The sequence below is a fragment of the Streptomyces sp. NPDC058685 genome, from assembly GCF_042714725.1.
Lineage (GTDB): Bacteria > Actinomycetota > Actinomycetes > Streptomycetales > Streptomycetaceae > Streptomyces.
In genome coordinates this window covers 64,841-85,498 of sequence record NZ_JBHXSL010000011.1, presented here as the reverse complement: position 1 = coordinate 85,498, position 20,658 = coordinate 64,841, and the positions used below count along the sequence as shown (strand labels likewise).

18 protein-coding genes and 1 tRNA gene are annotated in these 20,658 nt (G+C 70.5%); 9 read left to right on the top strand and 10 right to left on the bottom strand.

The window, feature by feature from the left end; genetic code table 11:
* The first annotated feature begins 23 nt into the window (after positions 1-23).
* Entirely contained in the window at positions 24-1,739 is a 1,716-nt protein-coding gene (locus ACFWU3_RS13145) for a GAF domain-containing protein (RefSeq protein WP_384435458.1), read from the top strand.
* A gap of 155 nt (positions 1,740-1,894) precedes the next feature.
* Entirely contained in the window at positions 1,895-3,142 is a 1,248-nt protein-coding gene (locus ACFWU3_RS13140; RefSeq protein ID WP_384435455.1) for a M23 family metallopeptidase, read from the top strand.
* Positions 3,143-3,194: 52 nt separating this feature from the next.
* On the opposite strand, the gene ACFWU3_RS13135 is transcribed toward ACFWU3_RS13140, so the two are convergent.
* Positions 3,195-4,058: a Cof-type HAD-IIB family hydrolase gene (locus tag ACFWU3_RS13135; RefSeq protein WP_384435453.1), complete on the bottom strand. Its 864-nt coding sequence runs from the start codon at positions 4,056-4,058 to the stop codon at positions 3,195-3,197.
* A gap of 215 nt (positions 4,059-4,273) precedes the next feature.
* Between ACFWU3_RS13135 and ACFWU3_RS13130 the strand changes: the two genes are divergently transcribed.
* Entirely contained in the window at positions 4,274-5,173 is a 900-nt protein-coding gene (locus ACFWU3_RS13130; RefSeq protein ID WP_384435450.1) for an LLM class flavin-dependent oxidoreductase, read from the top strand.
* A gap of 46 nt (positions 5,174-5,219) precedes the next feature.
* On the opposite strand, the gene ACFWU3_RS13125 is transcribed toward ACFWU3_RS13130, so the two are convergent.
* The 5 genes from ACFWU3_RS13125 to ACFWU3_RS13105 all read right to left on the bottom strand — a co-directional run bounded on the left by ACFWU3_RS13125 (position 5,220) and on the right by ACFWU3_RS13105 (position 10,512).
* Complete coding sequence (locus tag ACFWU3_RS13125; RefSeq protein WP_384435447.1) at positions 5,220-5,897, bottom strand: RNA 2'-phosphotransferase; 678 nt, start codon at positions 5,895-5,897, stop codon at positions 5,220-5,222.
* Between the two features lie 126 nt (positions 5,898-6,023).
* Positions 6,024-6,965 (bottom strand): MerR family transcriptional regulator, encoded by a 942-nt coding sequence (locus ACFWU3_RS13120; protein ID WP_384435444.1) that lies wholly within the window; start codon positions 6,963-6,965, stop codon positions 6,024-6,026.
* Between the two features lie 24 nt (positions 6,966-6,989).
* Complete coding sequence (locus tag ACFWU3_RS13115) at positions 6,990-7,907, bottom strand: metal-dependent hydrolase (RefSeq protein ID WP_384435441.1); 918 nt, start codon at positions 7,905-7,907, stop codon at positions 6,990-6,992.
* Complete coding sequence (locus ACFWU3_RS13110; RefSeq protein WP_384435438.1) at positions 7,904-9,673, bottom strand: SDR family oxidoreductase; 1,770 nt, start codon at positions 9,671-9,673, stop codon at positions 7,904-7,906. The genes ACFWU3_RS13115 and ACFWU3_RS13110 overlap by 4 nt, the downstream gene beginning before the upstream one ends.
* Positions 9,670-10,512 carry a M24 family metallopeptidase gene (locus tag ACFWU3_RS13105; protein ID WP_384435435.1) on the bottom strand — a complete coding sequence of 281 codons (843 nt, stop codon included), beginning with the start codon at positions 10,510-10,512 and terminating at the stop codon, positions 9,670-9,672. The genes ACFWU3_RS13110 and ACFWU3_RS13105 overlap by 4 nt, the downstream gene beginning before the upstream one ends.
* Positions 10,513-10,757: 245 nt before the next feature.
* On the opposite strand from ACFWU3_RS13105, the gene ACFWU3_RS13100 reads away from it, so the two are divergent.
* The 6 genes from ACFWU3_RS13100 (at position 10,758) to ACFWU3_RS13075 (ending at position 15,629) form a co-directional block, all read left to right on the top strand.
* Positions 10,758-11,723: an ABC transporter ATP-binding protein gene (locus tag ACFWU3_RS13100; RefSeq protein ID WP_313948946.1), complete on the top strand. Its 966-nt coding sequence runs from the start codon at positions 10,758-10,760 to the stop codon at positions 11,721-11,723.
* Positions 11,720-12,622 carry an ABC transporter permease gene (locus tag ACFWU3_RS13095; RefSeq protein WP_384435432.1) on the top strand — a complete coding sequence of 301 codons (903 nt, stop codon included), beginning with the start codon at positions 11,720-11,722 and terminating at the stop codon, positions 12,620-12,622. The genes ACFWU3_RS13100 and ACFWU3_RS13095 overlap by 4 nt, the downstream gene beginning before the upstream one ends.
* Complete coding sequence (locus ACFWU3_RS13090) at positions 12,619-13,530, top strand: ABC transporter ATP-binding protein (RefSeq protein ID WP_384435429.1); 912 nt, start codon at positions 12,619-12,621, stop codon at positions 13,528-13,530. Before ACFWU3_RS13095 ends, ACFWU3_RS13090 begins: the two co-directional genes overlap by 4 nt.
* A gap of 16 nt (positions 13,531-13,546) precedes the next feature.
* A complete protein-coding gene (locus tag ACFWU3_RS13085; protein ID WP_384435426.1) occupies positions 13,547-14,266 on the top strand; it encodes an ABC transporter permease in 720 nt (239 codons plus the stop codon).
* 294 nt (positions 14,267-14,560) lie between these two features.
* A complete protein-coding gene (locus ACFWU3_RS13080; protein ID WP_384435423.1) occupies positions 14,561-15,253 on the top strand; it encodes a hypothetical protein in 693 nt (230 codons plus the stop codon).
* Between the two features lie 289 nt (positions 15,254-15,542).
* Positions 15,543-15,629 (top strand) — tRNA-Ser (locus ACFWU3_RS13075).
* Positions 15,630-15,749: 120 nt separating this feature from the next.
* Here ACFWU3_RS13075 and ACFWU3_RS13070 read toward each other — a convergent pair.
* The 4 genes from ACFWU3_RS13070 to efeB all read right to left on the bottom strand — a co-directional run bounded on the left by ACFWU3_RS13070 (position 15,750) and on the right by efeB (position 20,652).
* A complete protein-coding gene (locus ACFWU3_RS13070) occupies positions 15,750-16,562 on the bottom strand; it encodes an HAD family hydrolase (protein ID WP_384435420.1) in 813 nt (270 codons plus the stop codon).
* Positions 16,559-17,836 (bottom strand): serine--tRNA ligase, encoded by a 1,278-nt coding sequence (serS, locus tag ACFWU3_RS13065; RefSeq protein ID WP_384435417.1) that lies wholly within the window; start codon positions 17,834-17,836, stop codon positions 16,559-16,561. Before serS ends, ACFWU3_RS13070 begins: the two co-directional genes overlap by 4 nt.
* A gap of 620 nt (positions 17,837-18,456) precedes the next feature.
* Complete coding sequence (pheA, locus tag ACFWU3_RS13060) at positions 18,457-19,392, bottom strand: prephenate dehydratase (protein ID WP_384435414.1); 936 nt, start codon at positions 19,390-19,392, stop codon at positions 18,457-18,459.
* Between the two features lie 27 nt (positions 19,393-19,419).
* Entirely contained in the window at positions 19,420-20,652 is a 1,233-nt protein-coding gene (gene efeB, locus ACFWU3_RS13055; RefSeq protein WP_384435410.1) for an iron uptake transporter deferrochelatase/peroxidase subunit, read from the bottom strand.
* Positions 20,653-20,658: the final 6 nt, after the last annotated feature.

The window sequence follows — 20,658 nt, the reverse complement described above, 5'->3', positions numbered from 1 at the left end:
CAGGGCTAACTACGCTCAAGGTCATGACCGAGCCCGAGCCGCAGGAATCGAGGGACCCCGCCGTAGCCGCGACACGGGCGACCCGCAGCCTCCAGGGGCTGTCCACCGAGCTCACGGCCCGGGTCCCGCAGCTGCTGGAAGCCATGAGGTCCGTCGGCACCGGGCTCGAACTGCACGCCACGCTCGACCGGATCTGCAAGACCGCGGCCGAACTCGCCGACGCCCGCTACGCCGCCATCGGCGTCGTCGACGAGGAGGGCGAGGGCCTCTCCGATTTCGTGACCTACGGCGCGGACGAGGGGGCGGCGCAGCGGATCGGGCATCCGCCGGGCGGCCGGCACGGGCTCCTCGGCGCACTGATCCACGGGCCCGCACCCGTACGGCTCACCGATCTCACGTCCGATCCGCGCTTCACGGGACTGCCGCCGGGGCATCCGCCGATGCGCTCCTTCCTCGGCGTCCCCATCCGCGTCCAGGGCGAGATCTTCGGCAATCTCTATCTGACGGAGAAGAGGAACGGAGCCGACTTCGACGACGAGGACCTCCACATGGTGCGCGTGCTCGCCACCGAGGCCGGAATCGCCATCGGGAACGCACGCCTCTACGAAGCGGCACGTCAGCGGGAGCGCTGGATCGACGGTTCGGTCGCCGTGACCACCGCCCTGCTCTCCGGCGGTGACGCCGACGACGCGCTGGCCGTCGTCGCCGAGCAGGCCCGCAGGCTCGCGGAGGCGGCCGCCGGGATCGTGCTGCTGCCGGCCGAGGACGGCGGACTGGAGATCGTCGCCGTGGCCTCCGACCGCCCCGCGACATCCCTGGGCATCGTCCTTCCGCCGGAGAGCCCGGTCGTGGCACAACTGCTGGCCGGGGAGGCGGTCTTCGTCACGGACGCGGCCACCGATCCGCGCCTGCTCACCCGGATGACGGGACGCTTCGGGCCCAGCATGCTGCTGCCCCTGCGCAGCGGGGGACGGGTGCTCGGCGCGCTCGCCACCCCCCGGGCACGCGGGGCCCGGCCGTTCAGCGAGGCGGAACGGACGCTCGCCGCACAGTTCGCCTCACAGGCCGCGCTGGCGCTGATGATGGCGGAGGCCCAGCGGGACCGGGAGCGGCTGGCGGTGTACGAGGACCGCGATCGGATAGCCCGGGACCTGCACGATCTGGTGATCCAGCGGCTGTTCGCCACCGGGATGATGCTCGAGAGCGCCCAGCGCCGGTCGGTCGTGCCCGCGGTGCAGGAGGGCGTGGGCAGGGCGGTCGACGAACTGGACGTGACCATCCAGGAGATCCGCACCGCCATCTTCGCGTTGCAGCAGGGCCCCGCCGAGGTGCCGTCCGGGCTGCGGACCCGGGTGCTGCGGGAGATCAACATGGCGGCCGTCCCTCTCGGTTTCAGGCCGGGCCACCGTTTCCTGGGTCCGGTGGACTCGGTCGTCGGCGAGCTCACCGGCAAGAACCTGATCGCGGCGCTGCGCGAGGCCCTGTCGAACGCCTTCCGGCACGCGGAGGCAACCCGTATCGATGTCGTCGTCGACGCGACCGTGACACTGGACGACGGCTCCGACGGCGTACGGCTGACCGTCGCCGACGACGGGGTGGGCATGTCGGCGGGCGGGCGGCGCAGCGGGCTGCGCAACCTCGCCCGCCGTGCCGAGGCGCTCGGCGGAACGAGCTACAGCGGCCCGGGGATCGGTGACGACGGCCGGGGGACGACGGTGTTCTGGGAGGCGCCGCTGTAGTCCGGGCTTTGCCCGGCGCCTCGGCCGGACGGCCGAGGCCGCCGGCCCCGCGTGGCGGTGGGCGTCCCGCGCAACGGGCCGGATCCTGGGCCAGGTGGCCGTACGACACCTCGGCGGTACCGGAAATCGCGCGCCCGCCGGGTGACGATCCGGACATGTGCCTGAGACCCCGTGACCGGCTGCTGCTCGTCCCGGTGGTGCTGTGTGCCCTTCTCGCGACGACCTCGTCCCCGGCCGCGGGCACACCGGTGGATCCGATGCCGCTGCCCACCGTGCCGGTTCCTGCGATCCCCGCTCCTCTGCTCCCCGCTCCGATGCTCACGGCTCCTCTGCTCCCGGGCCCCCTTCTCCCGGGGCCTCCGATGCTCCCGGGTCCCCCGGCCCCGGCTCTCGTGGCGCCCGCCGACCCGGAGCCGCCCGCCGCCGCGCCGGAACCGGCCGCGCCACCCGTCGACGGCCCGGACATCAGCATCAGCGCGGAAGTGGCCCGCCTGTACGCGGAGGCGGCGCGTGCCACCGCGGGGTACGAGCAGGGCCGACGCGCAGCCGATGCCCAGCGCGCCGCGGCCGGCAGACTTCAGGACCAGCTCGATCAGCAGCGGGGCGAGATGGGCCTCCTCCGCGACGACCTGGGTGTGGTCGCCCGCGCGCAGTACCGGACCGGCGGATCGCTCACCTTCGTGGCCCGGCTGCTCCTGTCGAAGACCCCCGACGAGTTGCTGCGCGGACGTCGTATCGCTCACCAGGCGGAGGAGGCCGTGGGCCGGCTGCTCGACCGGGCCCGTCTCGCCGAGCGGCGGCTGAGCGCGGCCGAGCGGCGGGCCCGGGCCGCCTGGCGCAACCTCGATGTCCGAAGGGCCCGGCTGGCCGCGGTCAAGCAGCGCATCACGACCGAGCTGGAGGCAGCGCAGTGGACGCTGCAGGGCGAGGCGGACCGGAGCGTGGCCGCCGGCAGCTGCGCGGGCGCCGTACCCGTCGACGAGGACACGTCACCGGCGACGGCGTGGGTTCCGCCCGTGGAGGACTACACGCTGTCCGCAAGCTTCGGGAGCGGCGGATCGCACTGGGTCAGCGGCCACACGGGCCAGGACTTCGCGGTGGGCATCGGGGCGCCGGTGCGCTCGGTGGGGGCGGGCCGCGTGCTGTCCGTCTCCTGCGGAGGAGCCTTCGGCATCGAGATCATCGTCCAGCACCCGGGCGGCTACTACACGCAGTACGCCCATCTGGCGTCCCTGGCCGTCGACCAGGGGCAGCAGGTGCGCACCGGGCAGTGGATCGGCCAGGCGGGCACCACGGGCAACTCGACCGGGCCGCACCTGCACTTCGAGGTGCGGCTCACGCCTCATCTGGGGTCAGGGGTCGATCCCGTGCCGTGGTTGGCGGAGCGGGGCGTCGGGCTGTGACGCCCCGCGGACCGTCACGCGGAAGACGCCGATGCCCTCGCCCGGAACGTGCTCAGACGCCCTCGGGCGGGAGGTTCTGCAGGATGCGCTCGATGACGACCGCCACCCCGTCCTCGTTGTTCGCCACGGTCCGCCCCGAAGCCGCGGCGATCACGTCCGGATGAGCGTTGCCCATCGCGTACGAGGTCCCCGCCCAGGTGAGCATCTCCACGTCGTTCGGCATGTCACCGAAGGCCACGACCTGGTCGGAGGAGATCCCGCGCTTGGCACAGCACAGCGCGAGGGTGCTGGCCTTGCTCACGCCCAGGCCGCTGATCTCCAGCAGCGCGGACGGGCTGGAACGGGTGAAGGACGCGCGATCGCCCGCGGCCGTACGCGCCAGGGTGAGGAACCCGTCGGGCGTCAGATCGGGGTGGTGGGCGAGCAGCTTGATCACCGGGGCGGCGGAGCCGGGCTCCTCCTCGTGGAGCAGCTTCTCGGCGGTCGCGACGGTCGCACCGGGGTCGAGGAAGAACGGCGGGTACTGAGGCTCGTAGTGGATGCCGACGGTCGTCTCGACCGCGAAGGAGGTCCCGGGGGCGGCGTCCCGCAGCGTGCGGACGACGTCGAGGGCGATGTGCCGCTCCAGGGGCCGGACCTCCAGCACCTTCCCACCCGCGTGCAGATCGACGACGGCGGCGCCATTGGCGCATATGGCCAGGCCGTGACCGTGGACATGGTCACTGACCACGTCCATCCAGCGGGCCGGACGGCCTGTGACGAAGAAGACCTCTACCCCGGCCTCCTCGGCGGCCGCCAGGGCGGCGATGGTGCGTTCCGAGACGGACTTGTCGTCGCGCAGCAGGGTGCCGTCCAGGTCGGTGGCGATCAGCCGGGGGACGACGGGCGGCGGGAAGGAATCGGTAGCTGAGGTCACCGATCCATTCTCCCGTACGCCCGCGCACGTGCGTGCGACAGGGCGCACATCTGAGTACGTCCGTGCGGGACCGGGGGCTTCTGCGGGCGGGAGCCCGCGGGATCTTCCGCGCGGGCAGGGGCGATTCAGGGCGGGCGGCGGGGTGCCCCGGAGCGGGACGGAGCAGTTCCCGGGTCCGGGCGGAGGAGTCGCCCGGGCCACGTACGCTCGAAGGCATGCGTTTGAGCACCGTGATCCTTCCTGTCCGTCCCTGGCACGACGGCGGCCGTGACGAGTGGCTGCGAGCCGAGCAGCTCGGCTTCCACACCGCCTACACCTACGACCACCTGTCGTGGCGCACCTTCCGCGACGGCCCCTGGTACGGCGCGGTCCCGACGTTGACCGCCGCTGCCGCCGCCACCGAGCGGCTGCGCCTCGGCACCCTGGTCACCTCGCCGAACTTCCGGCACCCCGTGACCCTCGCCAAGGAGCTCATCTCCCTGGACGACATCTCGGGCGGTCGGGTCACGCTCGGTATCGGCGCGGGCGGCATGGGCTTCGACGCGACGGCGCTCGGGCAGGAGGCCTGGACCCCGCGGGAGAGGGCGGATCGCTTCGCCGAGTTCGTACCGCTGCTGGACCGGCTGCTGACCGAGGATTCCGTCACCTACGACGGTGCCTTCTACTCGGCGGTCGAGGCCCGCAACATCCCCGGCTGTGTGCAGCGGCCGCGGCTGCCGTTCGCGGTCGCGGCGACCGGGCCGCGCGGGCTGAAGCTCGCGGCGCAGTACGGCCAGGCGTGGGTGACCACGGGCGACCCGAAGATCTTCGAGACGGGCACCCCGGCGCAGTCCCGCGAGGCGATCCGCGGGCAGATCGACAAGCTCGGCAAGGCGTGCGCGGAAGCGGGCCGGGACGTGGCGGACCTGGACAAGATCCTGCTCACCGGTTTCACACCGGACCGCGGGACGCCGATGACCTCGCTCGACGCCTTCGTGGACTTCGCGGGCAAGCACTTCGAGCTGGGCTTCACGGAGATCGCGATCCACGCGCCGATCCCCGACTCGGACTTCGCCGCGGACCAGGCGGTCTTCGAGCGGATCGCGACCGAAGGGCTGGCACAGCTGCGGCGCTGACGCGCGGAGAGTGGCCGGGCCACGTACCCCGGACGCAGCGCACGACCTACGCTCCGGGGAACCGCAGGAACTCGGTCGGGACGGCCTCCGCCAGCCACACGCCGTTCGCGCTGACGCGGAAGACATGGCCCGCGCGGTGCATCGCCCCGGAGTCCACGGACAGGATGACGGGGCGGCCGCGGCGCGCACCGACGCGCGTCGCCGTCTCGCGGTCCGGTGACAGGTGCACATGGTGGCGGCGCATGGGACGCAGGCCCTCGGCGCGGATCGCGTCCAGATGCGCGGCGACCGTGCCGTGGTAGAGGTACGCGGGAGGTTCGGCCGGGGGCAGGTCCAGGTCGACCTCGACCGTGTGGCCCTGGTTGGCGCGGATGCGCGTGCCGTCGATGGTGAAGCGCCGTTTGTCGTTGACGGCGACGACATGATCCAGCTCGGCGCGGGTGAAGGGGAAGTGGTGCGCGGCCGCGGCACGCATCAGCTCGTCCACCGGCACCCAGCCGTTCTCGTCGAGCGTGATGCCGATCCGCTCCGGCTGATGCCGCAGATGCTTCGAGAGGTACTTCGACACCTTCACCGTGCGTCGCTCGTCGGGCTCGGCGCCGCCCCGGTCGTGTTCGGAGCCGTGCCCGGCGCCTGACGGCCCCGGCTCGGCTGCCGGCCGGCCGGCCTCGGAGAGTCGCTTGTCGGATCGTCCGCCGGATCGTTTGTCGGGTCTTTCGTTCATGCGGTCAGCGTGCCCGGCCGGTCACCCTCGCCGCCACCGGAAAAATCCGCTCCGAATGTTTGATCCACAGCCAACTAGCGTTATCCACAGGGGAATTGACGATTCTGTGGACAACTCATGTTCTTTTTACGAGCTTTGGCCAAGTTCCCCGGAGTCACCGGACCTTGATGCCAGAGCGTCCAAGGTCCTTGCCTGAAGCTCCCGTTCGGTCGCCGCGGTGACGAACGCCGCCGCGTTCTCCGCGCCAACCAGCGCCTGGACGGCCCGGATCGTCTCCGCCGGCAGGGCCACGGGCCGTGCCTCGGAGCCGACCGGGAGGGGTCCCTCCGACGTCAGATGCAGTTGCAGATGCTGGGTGGCGAACGTGCGCATGGCTCGCGCCAGTTCGGCATCCACCGTCTGCTGTGCGAGCGGACGGAGCCGTCGCACCAGCGACGCCGCCTCGGCCGCGTCGGCGTCGGTCGGCGGCCGGTGCCCCAGATAGCGGGCGAAGACGTGCTCGGTGGTGAACTCCAGGAAACGCGAGGCGATGTGCTCCACCTGGCCGCGAAGTTCCCTCAGGTGCCCGGAGATTGCGCGGAGCGGAACACCGGCGGCGTGCAACTCGGCCGCCACGGCGAGCTCCTGGGGGCTCGGCACCAAGAACTCGTCGTCCCGCCCCGGCACCGCTTCCAGCACCCCGAGCTCCACCGCCTCGGCGACCGCGGCATCGTCCGGCTTCCCCCCGAACTTGGCGTTCAGCTCGTCCCGGGTGATCCGGGCCGCTTCCTCGTCCGTCCACGGACCCTGCACCTCGGCGACCAGACCGAGCACTCCGCCGAGCCCCCGGCCCGCGTCCCAGGCCTCCAGCAACTCCTTGATGGACGCCAGGGTGTAGCCGCGGTCGAGCAGATCGGCGATCTGCCGCAGCCGCGCCAGATGGGCGGAGCCGTAGACGTTGGACCGGCCGCGCCGTTCGGGCTTGGGCAGCAGTCCGCGGTCCTGGTAGGCGCGGATCGTACGGACCGTGGCGCCACTGCGGTGCGCGAGATCCTCGATCCTGTACTCGGCGACTGACTGCTCGGACACGCCCGCTCCCTCGATGACAACCGCCTACGACAGGGCGGCGCGGCCCACCGCCCCCGCCGCGGCGCGGGCCGCCGGCGAGGTCGCGAGATAGTCGACGGCCCTGCGCAGCGAACCTTCCTGCGAGGGATGGTACGACCGCCGGAAGTAGCGGGGTATCGCGGCGCCCAGCTCGCGCCAGGTGGGCAGCAGCCCCTTGGCGACCGCGCGGTTGTGCTCACGCAGGGAGTAGCGCAGACGGCCCGCCAGTTCGGGATCGTGACGGATGAGGTACGCCGTGCCCCAGGCCCAGAGCCACAGCAACACCGGGGTGGTGACCGCCATGCCTTCGATGCGGCGTGCGTAGCGTGGCAGCCCCGAGCCTCCGCAGTGCTGGTACATGTCGAAGGCGACCGCCCGGTGCTCGACCTCCTCCGCGCCGTGCCAGCGCAGCAGGTCGAGCATGATCTCGTCGGCGCCCGCACGGTCGAGCCCTTCGGCGCGCAGCACCCAGTCGCCCAGCACCGCGGTGAACTGCTCGATCGCCGCGATGATCGAGAGCCGGAACCGCAGCCATTCCCGGGGCGGCACCGGGGCGTTGAACGGCGGTGTCTCGCCGAGGAGCTTCTCGAAGAGGAAGTCGACGTGCCGGGTGAAGTCCTCGGTGGCGAGCCGCTGGGCCGCCAGATGGTCCAGCACATGGGAGTGCTGCACGCTGTGGGTGGCCTCCTGCCCCATGAAGCCCTTGACGTCCTTCAGCAGCACCGGGTCCGACACCAACGGCAGGGCTTCCTTGAACACCTTGACGAACCACCGCTCCCCGGCGGGCAGCAGCAGATGCAGCACATTGATCACATGGGTCGCGACGGGCTCGTCCGGTATCCAGTGCAGCGGGGTCCCGTCCCAGTCGAACGAGACCCGCCGCGGGGTGATGGCGTTGTGACCGGTCTGCTCCTCGGTGTTCACAGCGGCGGCTCCAGCCGGGCGATCGCGCGCAGTGTCCTGGGCGTGAAACGGGACATGAAGCGAAGGCCGCGGGCCTCGGGCGTCACCGGCACCACCGCCTGGTTCCGTACGACGGCGCGCAGGATGGCGTCGGCGACCTTCTCCGGCGGGTAGTTGCGCAGACCGTAGAGCCGGGCGGACTTCTTCTGGCGCCGCTGCTCCTCGGCCTCGTCGACACCGGCGAAGCGCGCGGTGGAGGTGATGTTGGTGTTGACGAAGCCCGGACAGATCGCCGAGACCCCGATCCCCTGACCCGCGAGCTCGGCCCGCAGACATTCGCTGAGCATCAGCACCGCGGCCTTGGAGGTGCTGTACGCGGGCAGCGCCCTGGAGGGCTGATAGGCCGCCGCCGACGCGGTGTTGACGATGTGGCCGCCCTGCCCGCGCTCGGCCATCTGCCGCCCGAAGAGCCGGCAGCCGTGGATGACGCCCCACAGATTGACGTCGAGGACCTTCTTCCAGTCCGCGGACGTGGTCTGGAGGAAGGAGCCGGACAGACCGATCCCCGCGTTGTTGACCAGGACGTCGACCACGCCGTACTCGGTGGCGACCCGGTCGGCGAGCTTCTCCATCGCCTCCTCGTCGCTGACGTCCACCGCCTCCCCCCATGCCTCGGGCGCCCCGATGAGCCGGGACATCTCCGCGGTCCTCGCCGCACCCTCCGCGTCGCGGTCCACGGCCACGACCCGGGCCCCGGCCTCGGCGAACGCGAAGGCGGTCGCCCGTCCGATGCCGCTGGCCGCGCCCGTCACCAGCACGAGCTGCCCGCCGAACCGCTCGGCGTGGGCGCCCCGGGCCGTGGTCACCGGCGCTGCCGTGCCTGCCGGGCTGCCCTCGTGCTGGGTCACGAACTCATCGATCCAAGAGGCCAGTTGATCCGGACGGGTGCGCGGGATCCAGTGCCTGGCGGGCAGCGTCCGGCGCGTCAACTGTGGTGCCCAGGTGCCCAGGTCGTCGTAGAGCCGCTCCGACAGGAAGAAGTCTCCGGTCGGCGTGATGAGCTGAACGGGCGCGTGGGCGTACGCGTCGGGACGCGGTCGGCGCAGCCGGGCACGGACGTTGTCGCGGTACAGCCAGGCGCCGTGGGCGGCGTCCTGGGGGAGCGAGGGCGTCGGGTAGTCGGCGGCTGACGACTTCTCCATGCGCCGGAGGATCTTCGGCCACTGCCTGCCGAGCGGTCCGCGCCAGGCGAGCTCGGGGAGCACCGGCGTGTGCAGCATGTACACGTACCAGGACTTGGCGCCCTGGCCGAGGAGCTGTCCGACCCTGCGCGGGGTGGGCCGGCTCATCCGCTGTTTGATCCAGTGCCCGAAGTGGTCGAGCGACGGGCCGGACATGGAGGTGAAGGAAGCGATGCGCCCCTCCGTGCGCTCCAGCGTGACGAACTCCCAGCCCTGCACGGAGCCCCAGTCGTGTCCGACGAGATGTACCGGCCGGCCGGGGCTCACCGCGTCGGCGACGGCGAGGAAGTCGTCCGTCAGCTTCTCCAGCGTGAAGCCGCCGCGCAGCGGGGTGGGCGCGGTCGAGCGGCCGTGCCCCCGCACGTCGTACAGCACCACATGGAAGCGGTCGGCCAGCCGTCCGGCGACCTCGGACCACACTTCCTTGCTGTCCGGGTAACCGTGCACGAGGAGGACCGTCGGCCGGTCGGCGTCGCCCAGTTCGGCGACGCACAGCTCGATTCCTCCCGTACGCACCCTGCGCTCCCGCGCCCCTTCGAGACTCACGCGTCCTCCGCCCAGCGCCGCACGTGCGGCAGATCGTCGTCCAGCCAGAACGCGCTCTGCTCGGGGTCCCTGGAGTCGGTGACCACCAGGATCTCCTCGAACTTCGCGCCCGTGCCCCGGAATCCGAGGTGCGGTTCGACCGCCCAGAGCCCCGGCCGGGGCGGGTGGTCGGAGAACCTGTACGGGCTCCACAGCGGTGACCAGCCGTCGCGATGACCGTGCAGCGCGTCGCTCGCGAGCCCCTTCAGCGACTGGGTGCCGAAGCCGAAGAGGTTCGGTGACCAGCGCCGGTCCTTCACCCGGTCGATCTTGTGGGCGATCACGCCGAAGGGATACGCGCGGTGCCGGTTGGCGTACCCCTGGCGGACCATGAGGCGCTCCACGTCCTCGTAGATCTCGCGCAGCGATCGCCGCTCCCGCACTTCGCGCAGGATCAGCTCGCGGTGTGCCCGCAGATCGGCGAGCAGCTTGCTGTGCAGCGGGCTCGGGCCCAGACAGCCCGAATAGCCGATGTCCGCGGTGAAGCCCCTGTGCACCGGAGCCATGTCGAGAATGAAGGGCATGCCCGCTTCGAGCACGCGGTTCGTGGGGAAGAACTGCAGGGGCACGCGGAAGCCGACGAAGGCCGTGCGGTCGCCGAACCAGGCGAACGGCAGATGGAACCAGTCCCGCACCCCGCGCTCCCGCAGCCACTCCCGCTGCATGCGCGCGGCCTCGCGCTCGGTCACGCCCGGCTTGAGCTGCGCCGCCACCGCTTCCGCGCAGTCGTAGGCGAGCCGCTGCACGTCTCTGAACCCCCGCAGCTCCGCGGTGAGTTCGCCTGCCACTGCTGAGGTCATGCCACTGTCCGTCCCGTGTCGGATGCAGTACGTGCCCGTAACTTGACACTGATGAATGTGACAATGCCCGGCGGCTACGTCAAGACCCGTGCCGAAGCCTGTGGAAAACGCCGCCGCGCCCCCGACCGCCGCGCGGCACTGTGGTCGCATGCCCCTACGGGTCCGTACCTCTGGAGTCGGACACGGATACAGCCGTCAGGGTTGACGCTCCCTGTGTCGTGCACCACTACCTTCGAACTGTGACTGTGATCGCGACCGAAAGCCTGAGCAAGCGGTTCCCCCGGGTGACCGCTCTTGACCGGCTCTCCTTGGACATCGGACCCGGTGTGACCGGTCTGGTGGGCGCCAACGGAGCCGGCAAGTCCACGTTGATCAAGATCCTGCTGGGTCTGTCCCCCGCCACGGAAGGCCGGGCCGCGGTGCTCGGCCTCGACGTCGCCACCAGCGGCGGCGCCATCCGTGAGCAGGTGGGCTACATGCCCGAGCACGACTGCCTGCCGCCCGACGTCTCGGCCACCGAGTTCGTCGTCCACATGGCGCGCATGTCCGGGCTGCCGGCGACGGCCGCCCGCGAGCGCACCGCGGACACCCTGCGGCATGTCGGCCTCTACGAGGAGCGGTACCGCCCCATCGGCGGCTACTCGACCGGCATGAAACAGCGGGTGAAACTCGCGCAGGCCCTGGTCCACGACCCCAAGCTGGTCCTCCTGGACGAGCCGACCAACGGCCTCGACCCGGTGGGCCGCGACGAGATGCTCGGCCTCATCCGGCGCGTCTACACCGACTTCGGGATCTCGGTCCTGGTCACCTCGCACCTCCTCGGTGAACTCGAGCGCACCTGTGACCACGTCGTCGTCATCGACGGCGGCGCGCTCCTGCGGTCCAGCTCCACCAGCGACTTCACCCAGACGACCACGACCCTCGCGGTCGAGGTCACCGACACGGACAAGCATCCCGACGGGACCGCGACGCTCCGTGAGGCACTGGCGGCCGCCGGGATCACGCTGCACGCGGGCGTGGAAGAGGGTCTGCCGGGAGCCGGCCACATCCTGCTGATCGAGGCCACCGGTGAGGAGACGTACGACGTCGTGCGCGACACCGTCGCCGGCCTCGGTCTCGGCCTCGTACGGATGGAACAGCGACGCCACCACATCGCGGAGGTCTTCCGCCCGGAGGCAGCGGCACAGGCGATGGAGGTGCAGGCCCGATGAGCACGGAGTTGTCCGGAACGGTCCCCGAGACCACCCGTATCCACAACATCGGCTACCGGAACTACGAGGGCCAGCGCCTCGGCCGTGCCTACGCACGCCGCTCGCTGTACTCGCAGTCGCTGCGCGGCGCCTACGGCCTCGGCCGTTCGGCGAAGTCCAAGGTGCTGCCGATGATCCTCTTCGCGGTGATGTGCGTGCCCGCCGCGATCATCGTGGCGGTCGCCGTCACCACCAAGATGAACGACCTCCCCCTCGACTACACGCGCTACGCGATCGTCACCCAGGCGGTCATCGGCCTCTATCTGGCCGCGCAGGCACCGCAGTCCGTCTCCCGCGACCTGCGCTTCAAGACGGTGCCGCTGTACTTCTCGCGCCCGATCGAGCGGATCGACTACGTCCTCGCGAAGTACGGGGCGATGGCGTCCGCGCTGTTCGTCCTCACCGCGGCGCCGCTGGTGATCCTCTACGTCGGCTCGCTGCTGGCCAAGATGGATTTCATGGACCAGACGAAGGGCTTCGCACAGGGCATGGTCTCGGTGGCGCTCCTCTCGGTGCTCTTCGGCGGACTCGGCCTGGTGATGGCCGCGCTCACACCGCGCCGCGGCTTCGGCGTCGCCGCCGTCATCGCGACCTTCACGATCACCTACGGCGCCGTCTCCACCGTCCAGGCCATCGCCTGGGAGACCGGCTCGGCCGGGGCGATCAAGTGGCTCGGCCTGTTCTCGCCGGTCACCCTGATCGACGGCGTGCAGACCGCCTTCCTCGGAGCCACCTCCGCCTTCCCGGGTGAAGCGGGACCGGGCGCCGGTGCGGGCGTGGTCTATCTGTTGGTCGTCCTCGCGCTCGTCGCCGGCTGCTACGCCGTCCTGATGCGCCGCTACCGAAAGGTCGGGCTGTGACTACTCTCAACATCGAGCACACCTCGCGGTGGTTCGGCAATGTCGTGGCCGTCAACGACGTCACGATGACCGTCGGCCCCGGCGTCACCGGTCTGCTCGGCCCGAACGGCGCCGGAAAGTCCACTCTCATCAACATGATGGGTGGTTTCCTCGCCCCCTCCACGGGAAGCGTCACGCTCGACGGCCATGCCATCTGGCGCAACGAGTCCGTCTACCGCCAGATCGGCGTCGTACCGGAGCGGGAAGCGATGTACGACTTCCTCACCGGCCGCGAATTCGTCGTCGCCAACGCCGAGTTGCACGGCCTGGGCGCCAAGGAGGCCCAGAAGGCGCTCGCGACGGTCGAGATGGAGTACGCGCAGGACCGCAAGATCTCGACGTACAGCAAGGGCATGCGGCAGCGCGTGAAGATGGCGTCCGCGCTGGTCCACGACCCGTCGGTACTGCTGCTCGACGAGCCCTTCAACGGTATGGACCCGCGCCAGCGCATGCAGCTGATGGATCTGCTGCGGCGCATGGGAGCCGTGGGGCGCACAGTCCTGTTCTCCTCGCACATCCTGGAGGAGGTCGAGCAACTCGCCTCCCACATCGAGGTGATCGTCGCCGGACGGCATGCCGCGTCCGGTGACTTCCGGAAGATCCGCCGGCTGATGACGGACCGGCCGCACCGCTATCTCGTACGGTCCAGCGACGACCGGGCGCTCGCCGCGGCCCTGATCGCCGACCCGTCGACTGCCGGCATCGAGGTCGACCTCGCCGAGGGCGCGCTGCGCATCCAGGCCGTCGACTTCGGCAGGTTCACCGAACTGCTGCCGCGGGTCGCCCGCGAGCACTCCATCCGGCTCCTCACGGTCTCGCCCTCGGACGAGTCCCTCGAGTCGGTCTTCTCCTACCTCGTAGCGGCCTGAAAGGAGCTGTGACGTCATGTACAACCCCACAGTCGCCCGGCTCACCTATCGGGCCGTGCTCGGCAGGCGCCGGGCAGCGATCCTGTTCGTGCTGCCCGCCCTGCTGCTCGTCATCGCGGTGGCGGTACGGACCTTCAACGGCGTCGACGACCAGGTCGCCTCCGACGTCCTCGGCGGCTTCGCCATCGCCACGATGGTGCCGCTGATCGGTGTCATCGCGGGCACCGGAGCGATCGGTCCCGAGATCGACGACGGCTCGATCGTCTATCTGCTGGCCAAGCCCGTGAAGCGGCCGACGATCATCTTCACCAAGCTGATCGTGGCGATCGCCGTGACGATGGCCTTCTCGGCCATCCCCACCCTCATCGCGGGGTTCATCCTCAACGGCAACGGTCAGCAGGTCGCGATCGCCTACACGGTCGCGGCGCTCGTGGCCTCGATCGCCTACAGCGCGCTGTTCCTGCTCCTGGGCACGGTCAGCCGGCACGCGGTCGTCATCGGCCTGGTCTACGCGCTGGTGTGGGAGACGCTGTTCGGCAGCCTGGTGCCGGGCGCCCGCACCCTGAGCGTCCAGCAGTGGGCGCTCGCGCTCGCCGAGAAGATCGGCGGCGAGGGCCTGATCGGCTCGGACGTCGGGCTACCGCTGGCAGCGGTGCTGCTCGCCGGTGTCACGGTCGCGGCCACGTGGTACGCGGGCCAGAAGCTGCGGGTGCTGAAGCTCGCCGGCGAGGAGTGAGAGACAGCGACCCCGGAGACCACACCGGAGACATCGCCAGGTGCGTCGGCCCCCGCCAGGACAGGCGGGGGCCGACGCATTTCGCGTAACTGTACGTTTATCGGCTCGTTGTCCTCGGTGCGTGGAGGCAACTGGAGTGAGTGGCGTCGAGAGTTCGTGAAGTCGGGGATTGCCGTGAGGGCAGGGACTGCGCCCGGAACGGTCATTGAGTGAGTTGCACCGTGAGCCGACCTCCACCCCTGTGCCCGGGGAGAGGGCTGTCCACTGTCAGCTCCCCGAACAGAAGGCATGCTCATGCCACCAGAAGGTGCCCTGCTCGAATCGCGCGCGATGCGCGACAGCGTCCAGGGGTGTGTCGAAGCACTCGACAAGGTCAAGGCGCTCGCTCTGCTCCCTGACAACGTGCACGTATCCACAGAGGGCGTTGCGCGGTACTTCGAAGTATCCACAGAGGTCATCAAGAAGTTGACCCAGAGGCATCGAGAGGAGCTCACCGAGAACGGGATGCGGATCCTTCGGGGCTCTGACCTGGGCGAATATCAGAGGGACAAGTTGTCCCTCTCATCGGCGGCCGATCCGGGAAGTTATCCACAGCGCCGTTCCAGCCTCACCCTCTTCACTCGCCGGACGGTGCTCAACATCGCGATGCTCCTGCGCGACAGTGACATCGCCCGCCGCGTGCGCACCTACCTCCTCGACGCCGAGGAGGGATGGCGAGAGGCCCACGCCTCGCTCGACCGGCGCGTCACCGCCGTCGAGCAGTGCATTGCCGGCGTCGGCACGGCGCTGTGTGAACTCGGTCCGGTCCTCAACCGGATGTCGCAACGGCTCGACTCCCTGGACCAGCGGCTGGATGCCACCAACCGGGTGGTCGGGGCGATGAGCAACCGACTGTGCGAACTGTCCGACGACATGCTGCGCATGGACGCCAGGATGGACGACTTCGCCCGTCAGTTGAGGGATCTGCGCCGTCGCAGGCGCCGCTGACCGAACCGCGGAAACGACCGCGGGGACGCAGTGCCCGCGCCGCCGGTAATTCGGTGGCGCGGGACCGCCCCGGCCCGGCACAGTGGTCGGGCCGGGGCACACCAGTGCGATCGGTACCACCTACCGGGAGAGGAGCGCGACGATGACCGAGAGTACGAGTCCGTCGAGCTCCCGTCAGGGCAGCGCCGGGCAGGCAGTGGAGTAGCCACCGAGACTCCACAGGCCGCCCGCGAGCAGCTGTCCGGGGGCGGCCGCTTCGAGCGCGCATCTGCGCGGGCCGCCCCCTCCCGGAGGATTGGCCGAGTGGTAAGGCAGCGGCTTGCTAAGCCGTCGTCGGGGCGCGAGCCCCGCGCGCGTTCGATCCGCGCATCCTCCGCCGCACGCAGGTCGCCCCGTACGCAGGTCGCGCCCGGCGCCTTCGCCGAGAGCCGTACGCCGCGCCCCGGCCGACGCGGACCTCGGCCGGCACGCCGCAGGCCCGCACGGGCCGAACGCGTCAGCCGAGCCAGCGCTCCAGCACCACGGCGATGCCGTCGGCGTCGTTCGACGAGGTGACCTCGTCCGCCACCGACTTGAGTTCCTCGTGTGCGTTCGCCATCGCCACCCCGTGCGCCGCCCACGCGAACATCGGGATGTCGTTCGGCATGTCGCCGAAGGCGATCGTGTCCGCCGCCTTCAGTCCCAGCCGGCGGGCGGCCAGCGACAGACCCGTCGCCTTGCTCAGCCCCAGCGGCAGCAGTTCGACCACGCCCTGCCCGGCCATCACCACGTCGACCAGTCCGCCGACCGTCGCCCTGGCCACCTTGGTCAGGGCGTCGTCGTCGAGTCCCGGGTGCTGGATGTAGACCTTGTTCAGGGGGGCGGACCACAGCTCGGCAGGGTCCTCGTAGGCCAGCACGGGCAGCGGGCCTTCCTGGACGCGGTAGCCGGGGCCGACCAGCACCTCACCGTCGAGACCGTCACGGCTCGCGGCCAGGGCCAGCGGGCCGACCTCGGCCTCCAGCTTGGCGAGGGCCAGCCCCGCCAGTTGCCGGTCGAGCGTCACGGAGGTCAGCAGCCGGTGCTCACCGGCGTGATAGACCTGCGCGCCCTGGCCACAGACCGCGAGGCCCTCGTAGCCGAGGTCGTCCAGGATGTGCCGGGTCCAGGGCACGGCGCGTCCGGTGACGACGATGTGCGCGGCACCCGCCGCGGTGGCCGCGGCGAGTGCGTCGCGGGTGCGCTGCGAGACGCTGTCGTCCTCGCGCAGGAGAGTGCCGTCGAGGTCCGTGGCGATCAGCCGGTACGGGAGCGGCGGGGCCGAGCTCACTTGGTGATCGGCTCCAGAATCTCCCGGCCGCCGAGGTAGGGGCGCAGCACCGGCGGTACGCGCACGGAACCGTCGGCGAGCTGGTGGTTCTCCAGGATCGCCACGATGGTGCGCGGTACGGCGCACAGCGTGCCGTTCAGCGTCGCGAGCGGCTGCACCTTCTTGCCGTCCCGCATGCGGACCGACAGACGGCGGGCCTGGAAGCCGTCGCAGTTCGACGCGGACGTCAGCTCGCGGTACTTGCCCTGGGTCGGGATCCACGCCTCGCAGTCGAACTTGCGCGAGGCCGAGGCGCCGAGATCGCCGGTGGCGACGTCGATGACCTGGAACGGCAGCTCCAGGCCGGTCAGCCACTGCTTCTCCCAGTCCAGGAGACGCTGGTGCTCGGCCTCCGCGTCCTCGGGGGCGACGTAGGAGAACATCTCGACCTTGTCGAACTGGTGCACCCGGAAGATGCCGCGGGTGTCCTTGCCGTAGGTACCGGCCTCACGGCGGAAGCACGGCGAGAAGCCCGCGTACCGCAGCGGCAGCTTGTCGGCCTCGATGATCTCGTCCATGTGGTACGCCGCCAGGGGCACCTCGGAGGTACCGACGAGATAGAGGTCGTCCTTGTCCAGGTGGTACACGTTCTCCGCGGCCTGGCCGAGGAATCCGGTGCCCTCCATGGCGCGCGGGCGGACCAGCGCGGGGGTCAGCATCGGCACGAAGCCGGCCTCGCTCGCCTGCGCGATCGCCGCGTTGACCAGAGCGAGCTCCAGCAGCGCGCCGATCCCGGTAAGGTAGTAGAAGCGCGAACCCGAGACCTTGGCGCCGCGCTCGACGTCGATGGCGCCCAGTGCCTCGCCGAGCTCCAGGTGGTCCTTGGGCTCGAAGCCCTCGGCGCCGAAGTCGCGGATGGTGCCGTGCGTCTCCAGGACGACGAAGTCCTCCTCGCCGCCGACCGGGACGTCCGGGTGGACGAGGTTCCCGAGCTGGAGCAGGAGGCGCTTGGTCTCCTCGTCGGCTTCGTCCTGCGCGGCGTCCGCCGCCTTGACCTCGGTCTTCAGCTGCTCGGCCCGCTGGAGCAGTTCGGCGCGCTCCTCGGGAGACGCCTTCGGGATCAGCTTGCCGAGAGCCTTCTGCTCGGAGCGCAGCTCGTCGAAGCGGACGCCGGAGGACCTGCGTCGCTCGTCGGCGGAGAGCAGGGCGTCGACGGCGGCGACGTCCTCTCCACGGGCGCGCTGGGAGGCGCGAACACGGTCGGGGTCCTCACGGAGCAGGCGAAGGTCAATCACCCCACCAGGCTACCGGTGCCCACTCACCGCAACGCCATCGATATACCGCGCGTGTCACTTTGTCCGTATTGCCGGAATTGGGCAAGCTCTCAGGCTCTCGGGCAAATCGCCGAGGTCGATCGTCAATACCGGGGTCAACCGTCAATGAACAAGCCGCTATTCGCCGAAACGGGGCATTCGGCGAAGGGGGGAATTGACCCAGTTCCCTTGCGGGATGCGGAACTTGACCTGCTGTTGTCCACAGGGATGCGGCGCTTCACAAAGTTATCCACAGGCTGTGTGGGAGAACTGTGGATCGCGGAAGTGATCATTCCTGGGGCTTCGCGCGAGCCGAGGGATTCCCCTCCCAAACCCACCCCACACACTCATTCGGGTGGGAATTGCTCGCTCCAAAGAGTTGATCAATGAAAGGGAGGTGACGAGCGGATGACATGGGCGACCTGCCGCCCTGTGGATGGAAGTGGGGTGACTGGGCCGATTTGTCGACCATGTCGGATGGTGTTGTCGACTTGTCCCCAGGTCGAGACCCGAGCCTGTGGATAACTTCTGTGGACAACGAAAAATCAGCAGGTAGGACAGTTTCCGGTCAGGCAGCGCCGCAGCGGCTGCGCGGTTTCCGGTCAGGCCCGGCCGTCCTGGCAGCGCGCCAGCCAGTCGGAGGCCGAGGTGAATTCCTCGTCCGTGGTGCCCCGTCGCAGCGCCCGTACGTCCTGTGGTGCGACACCCGCACGGGGATACGAACCGAGGAAACGCACCTTCGGGCAGATCCGCTTGAGGCCCATCAGCGCCTCGCCCACCCGGCGGTCCGAGATATGCCCCTCGGCGTCCACGGCGAAGCAGTAGTTCCCGATGCCCGCGCCCGTCGGCCGTGACTGGATGAGCATCAGGTTGACCCCGCGCACGGCGAATTCCTGCAGCAGTTCGAGCAGGGCGCCGGGGTGGTCGTCGCCCAGCCAGATGACGACCGAGGTCTTGTCCGCGCCGGTCGGCGCCGCGGGCCTCGCGGGCCGCCCCACCAGGACGAACCGGGTCTCCGCGTTCTCCGCGTCGTGGATCTCGGTCACCAGCGGCTCGAGCCCGTAGGTCGCCGCCGCGAACTCCCCGGCGAAGGCGGCGTCGTACCGGCCCTCCTGCACCAGCCGCGCACCGTCCGCGTTGGAGGCCGCCGATTCCCACAGGGCGTCCGGCAGATGGGTCCGCAGCCAGTTGCGCACCTGGGGCTGGGCGACCGGGTGCCCGGTCACCGTCTTCACCGAGGACAGCTTGGTGCCCGGCCGCACCAGCAGCGCGAAGGCGATCGGCAGCAGCACCTCGCGGTAGATCATCAGCGGTTCGCCGGACGCCAGCTCGTCGAGGGTGGCGGTGACGCCGCCCTCCACGGAGTTCTCGATCGGGACGAGGGCCGCTGCGGCGTCCCCGTTCCGTACGGCGTCCAGAGCCGCCGGCACGGACACCATCGGAACGAGCTCGCGGGTGGCCGCTTCCGGGAGCGTACGGAGGGCGGCCTCGGTGAACGTGCCCTCGGGACCCAGATAGGTGTAGCGCGTGGCTGACATACGGTCACCCTAATGGGCGCGCGGGAGTCACGACTCCAGGAGCCGCTGCCCCACGTACTCACCCTCCCGGGGACCTCCGGGCACCGCGAACAGCCCGCTCGCCTCGTGCCGGACGAAGGGAGACAGGGCGTCTCCCCGGTCCAGCTTGCGCTGCACCGGCACGAAGCCGCGCAGCGGATCGGCCTGCCAGCAGATGAAGAGCAGACCCGCGTCCGGTGTCCCGTCCGCCGCGATCCCGTCGTGGAAGGAGAACGGGCGCCGCAGCATCGCCGCCCCGCCGTTCTGTTCGGGTGCGGCGATTCGGGCGTGGGCGTTGTCGGGAACGACGAGCCTGCCGTCCGGGCCCGTCTTGTCGAGCGCGATCTCGGTGGTCTCGGAGCCGCCGGTCAGGGGCGCGCCGTCGGACTTGCGCCGACCGATGACCTGCTCCTGCTTCTTCAGCGTCAGTTGCTCCCAGTCGTCGAGCAGCATCCGGATCCGGCGCACGACCGCGTACGAGCCGCCGGCCATCCACGGGTGCGCGGTCTTCGCGGGGACGAAGATCCGGCGGTCGAAGTCGGGTTCGGACGGCTTGGGGTTACGGGTGCCGTCGACCTGCCCCATGAGGTTGCGGGCGGTCATCGGCCTGTCGGTGGCGCCGGGGGTGCGGTTGAAGCCGTTCATCTGCCAGCGCACGCGGGCCGCCGCACCCGCCGCCTTCTGCACCGCGCGCAGCGCGTGAAAGGCGACCAGGGAGTCGTCGGCGCCGATCTGCACCCACAGATCGCCGTTGGAGCGCTTGGCGTCGAGCTGGTCGGACGAGAAGTTCGGCAGCGGGTCCAGCTCCGCCGGCCGCTGCGCCGCCAGGCCCGTCCGGTCGAAGAAGGTGCGGCCGAAGCCGAATGTCAGCGTCAGCGACGAGGGTCCCGCGTCCAGGGCGACCCCCGTGTCCCCCTCGGCGGCCGGGCGGCCCGCCATCAGCTCGGCGGCCAGCGCCGACCAGCGGCGCATCAGCGCGACGGCCTCGCTCCGGCCCGCACCCGGTGCCAGATCGAAGGCGATCAGATGGCCGCGGGCCTGGAGGGGGGTGGTGATGCCGGACTGGTGCTCGCCGTGGAAGGCGACACCGGTGGAGCCGACCGCGGTCAGCGCCGCGAGGGTGTCGTCGGAGGCGGTGGCGCCGGAGACGACACCGCCCGCGGCGCCGAGCGCCAGTCCGGTGGCACCGGCGGCACCCACGCTACCCAGCAGCCGCCGCCTGGAGATGTTGTTGTCGCTCACGGGTGG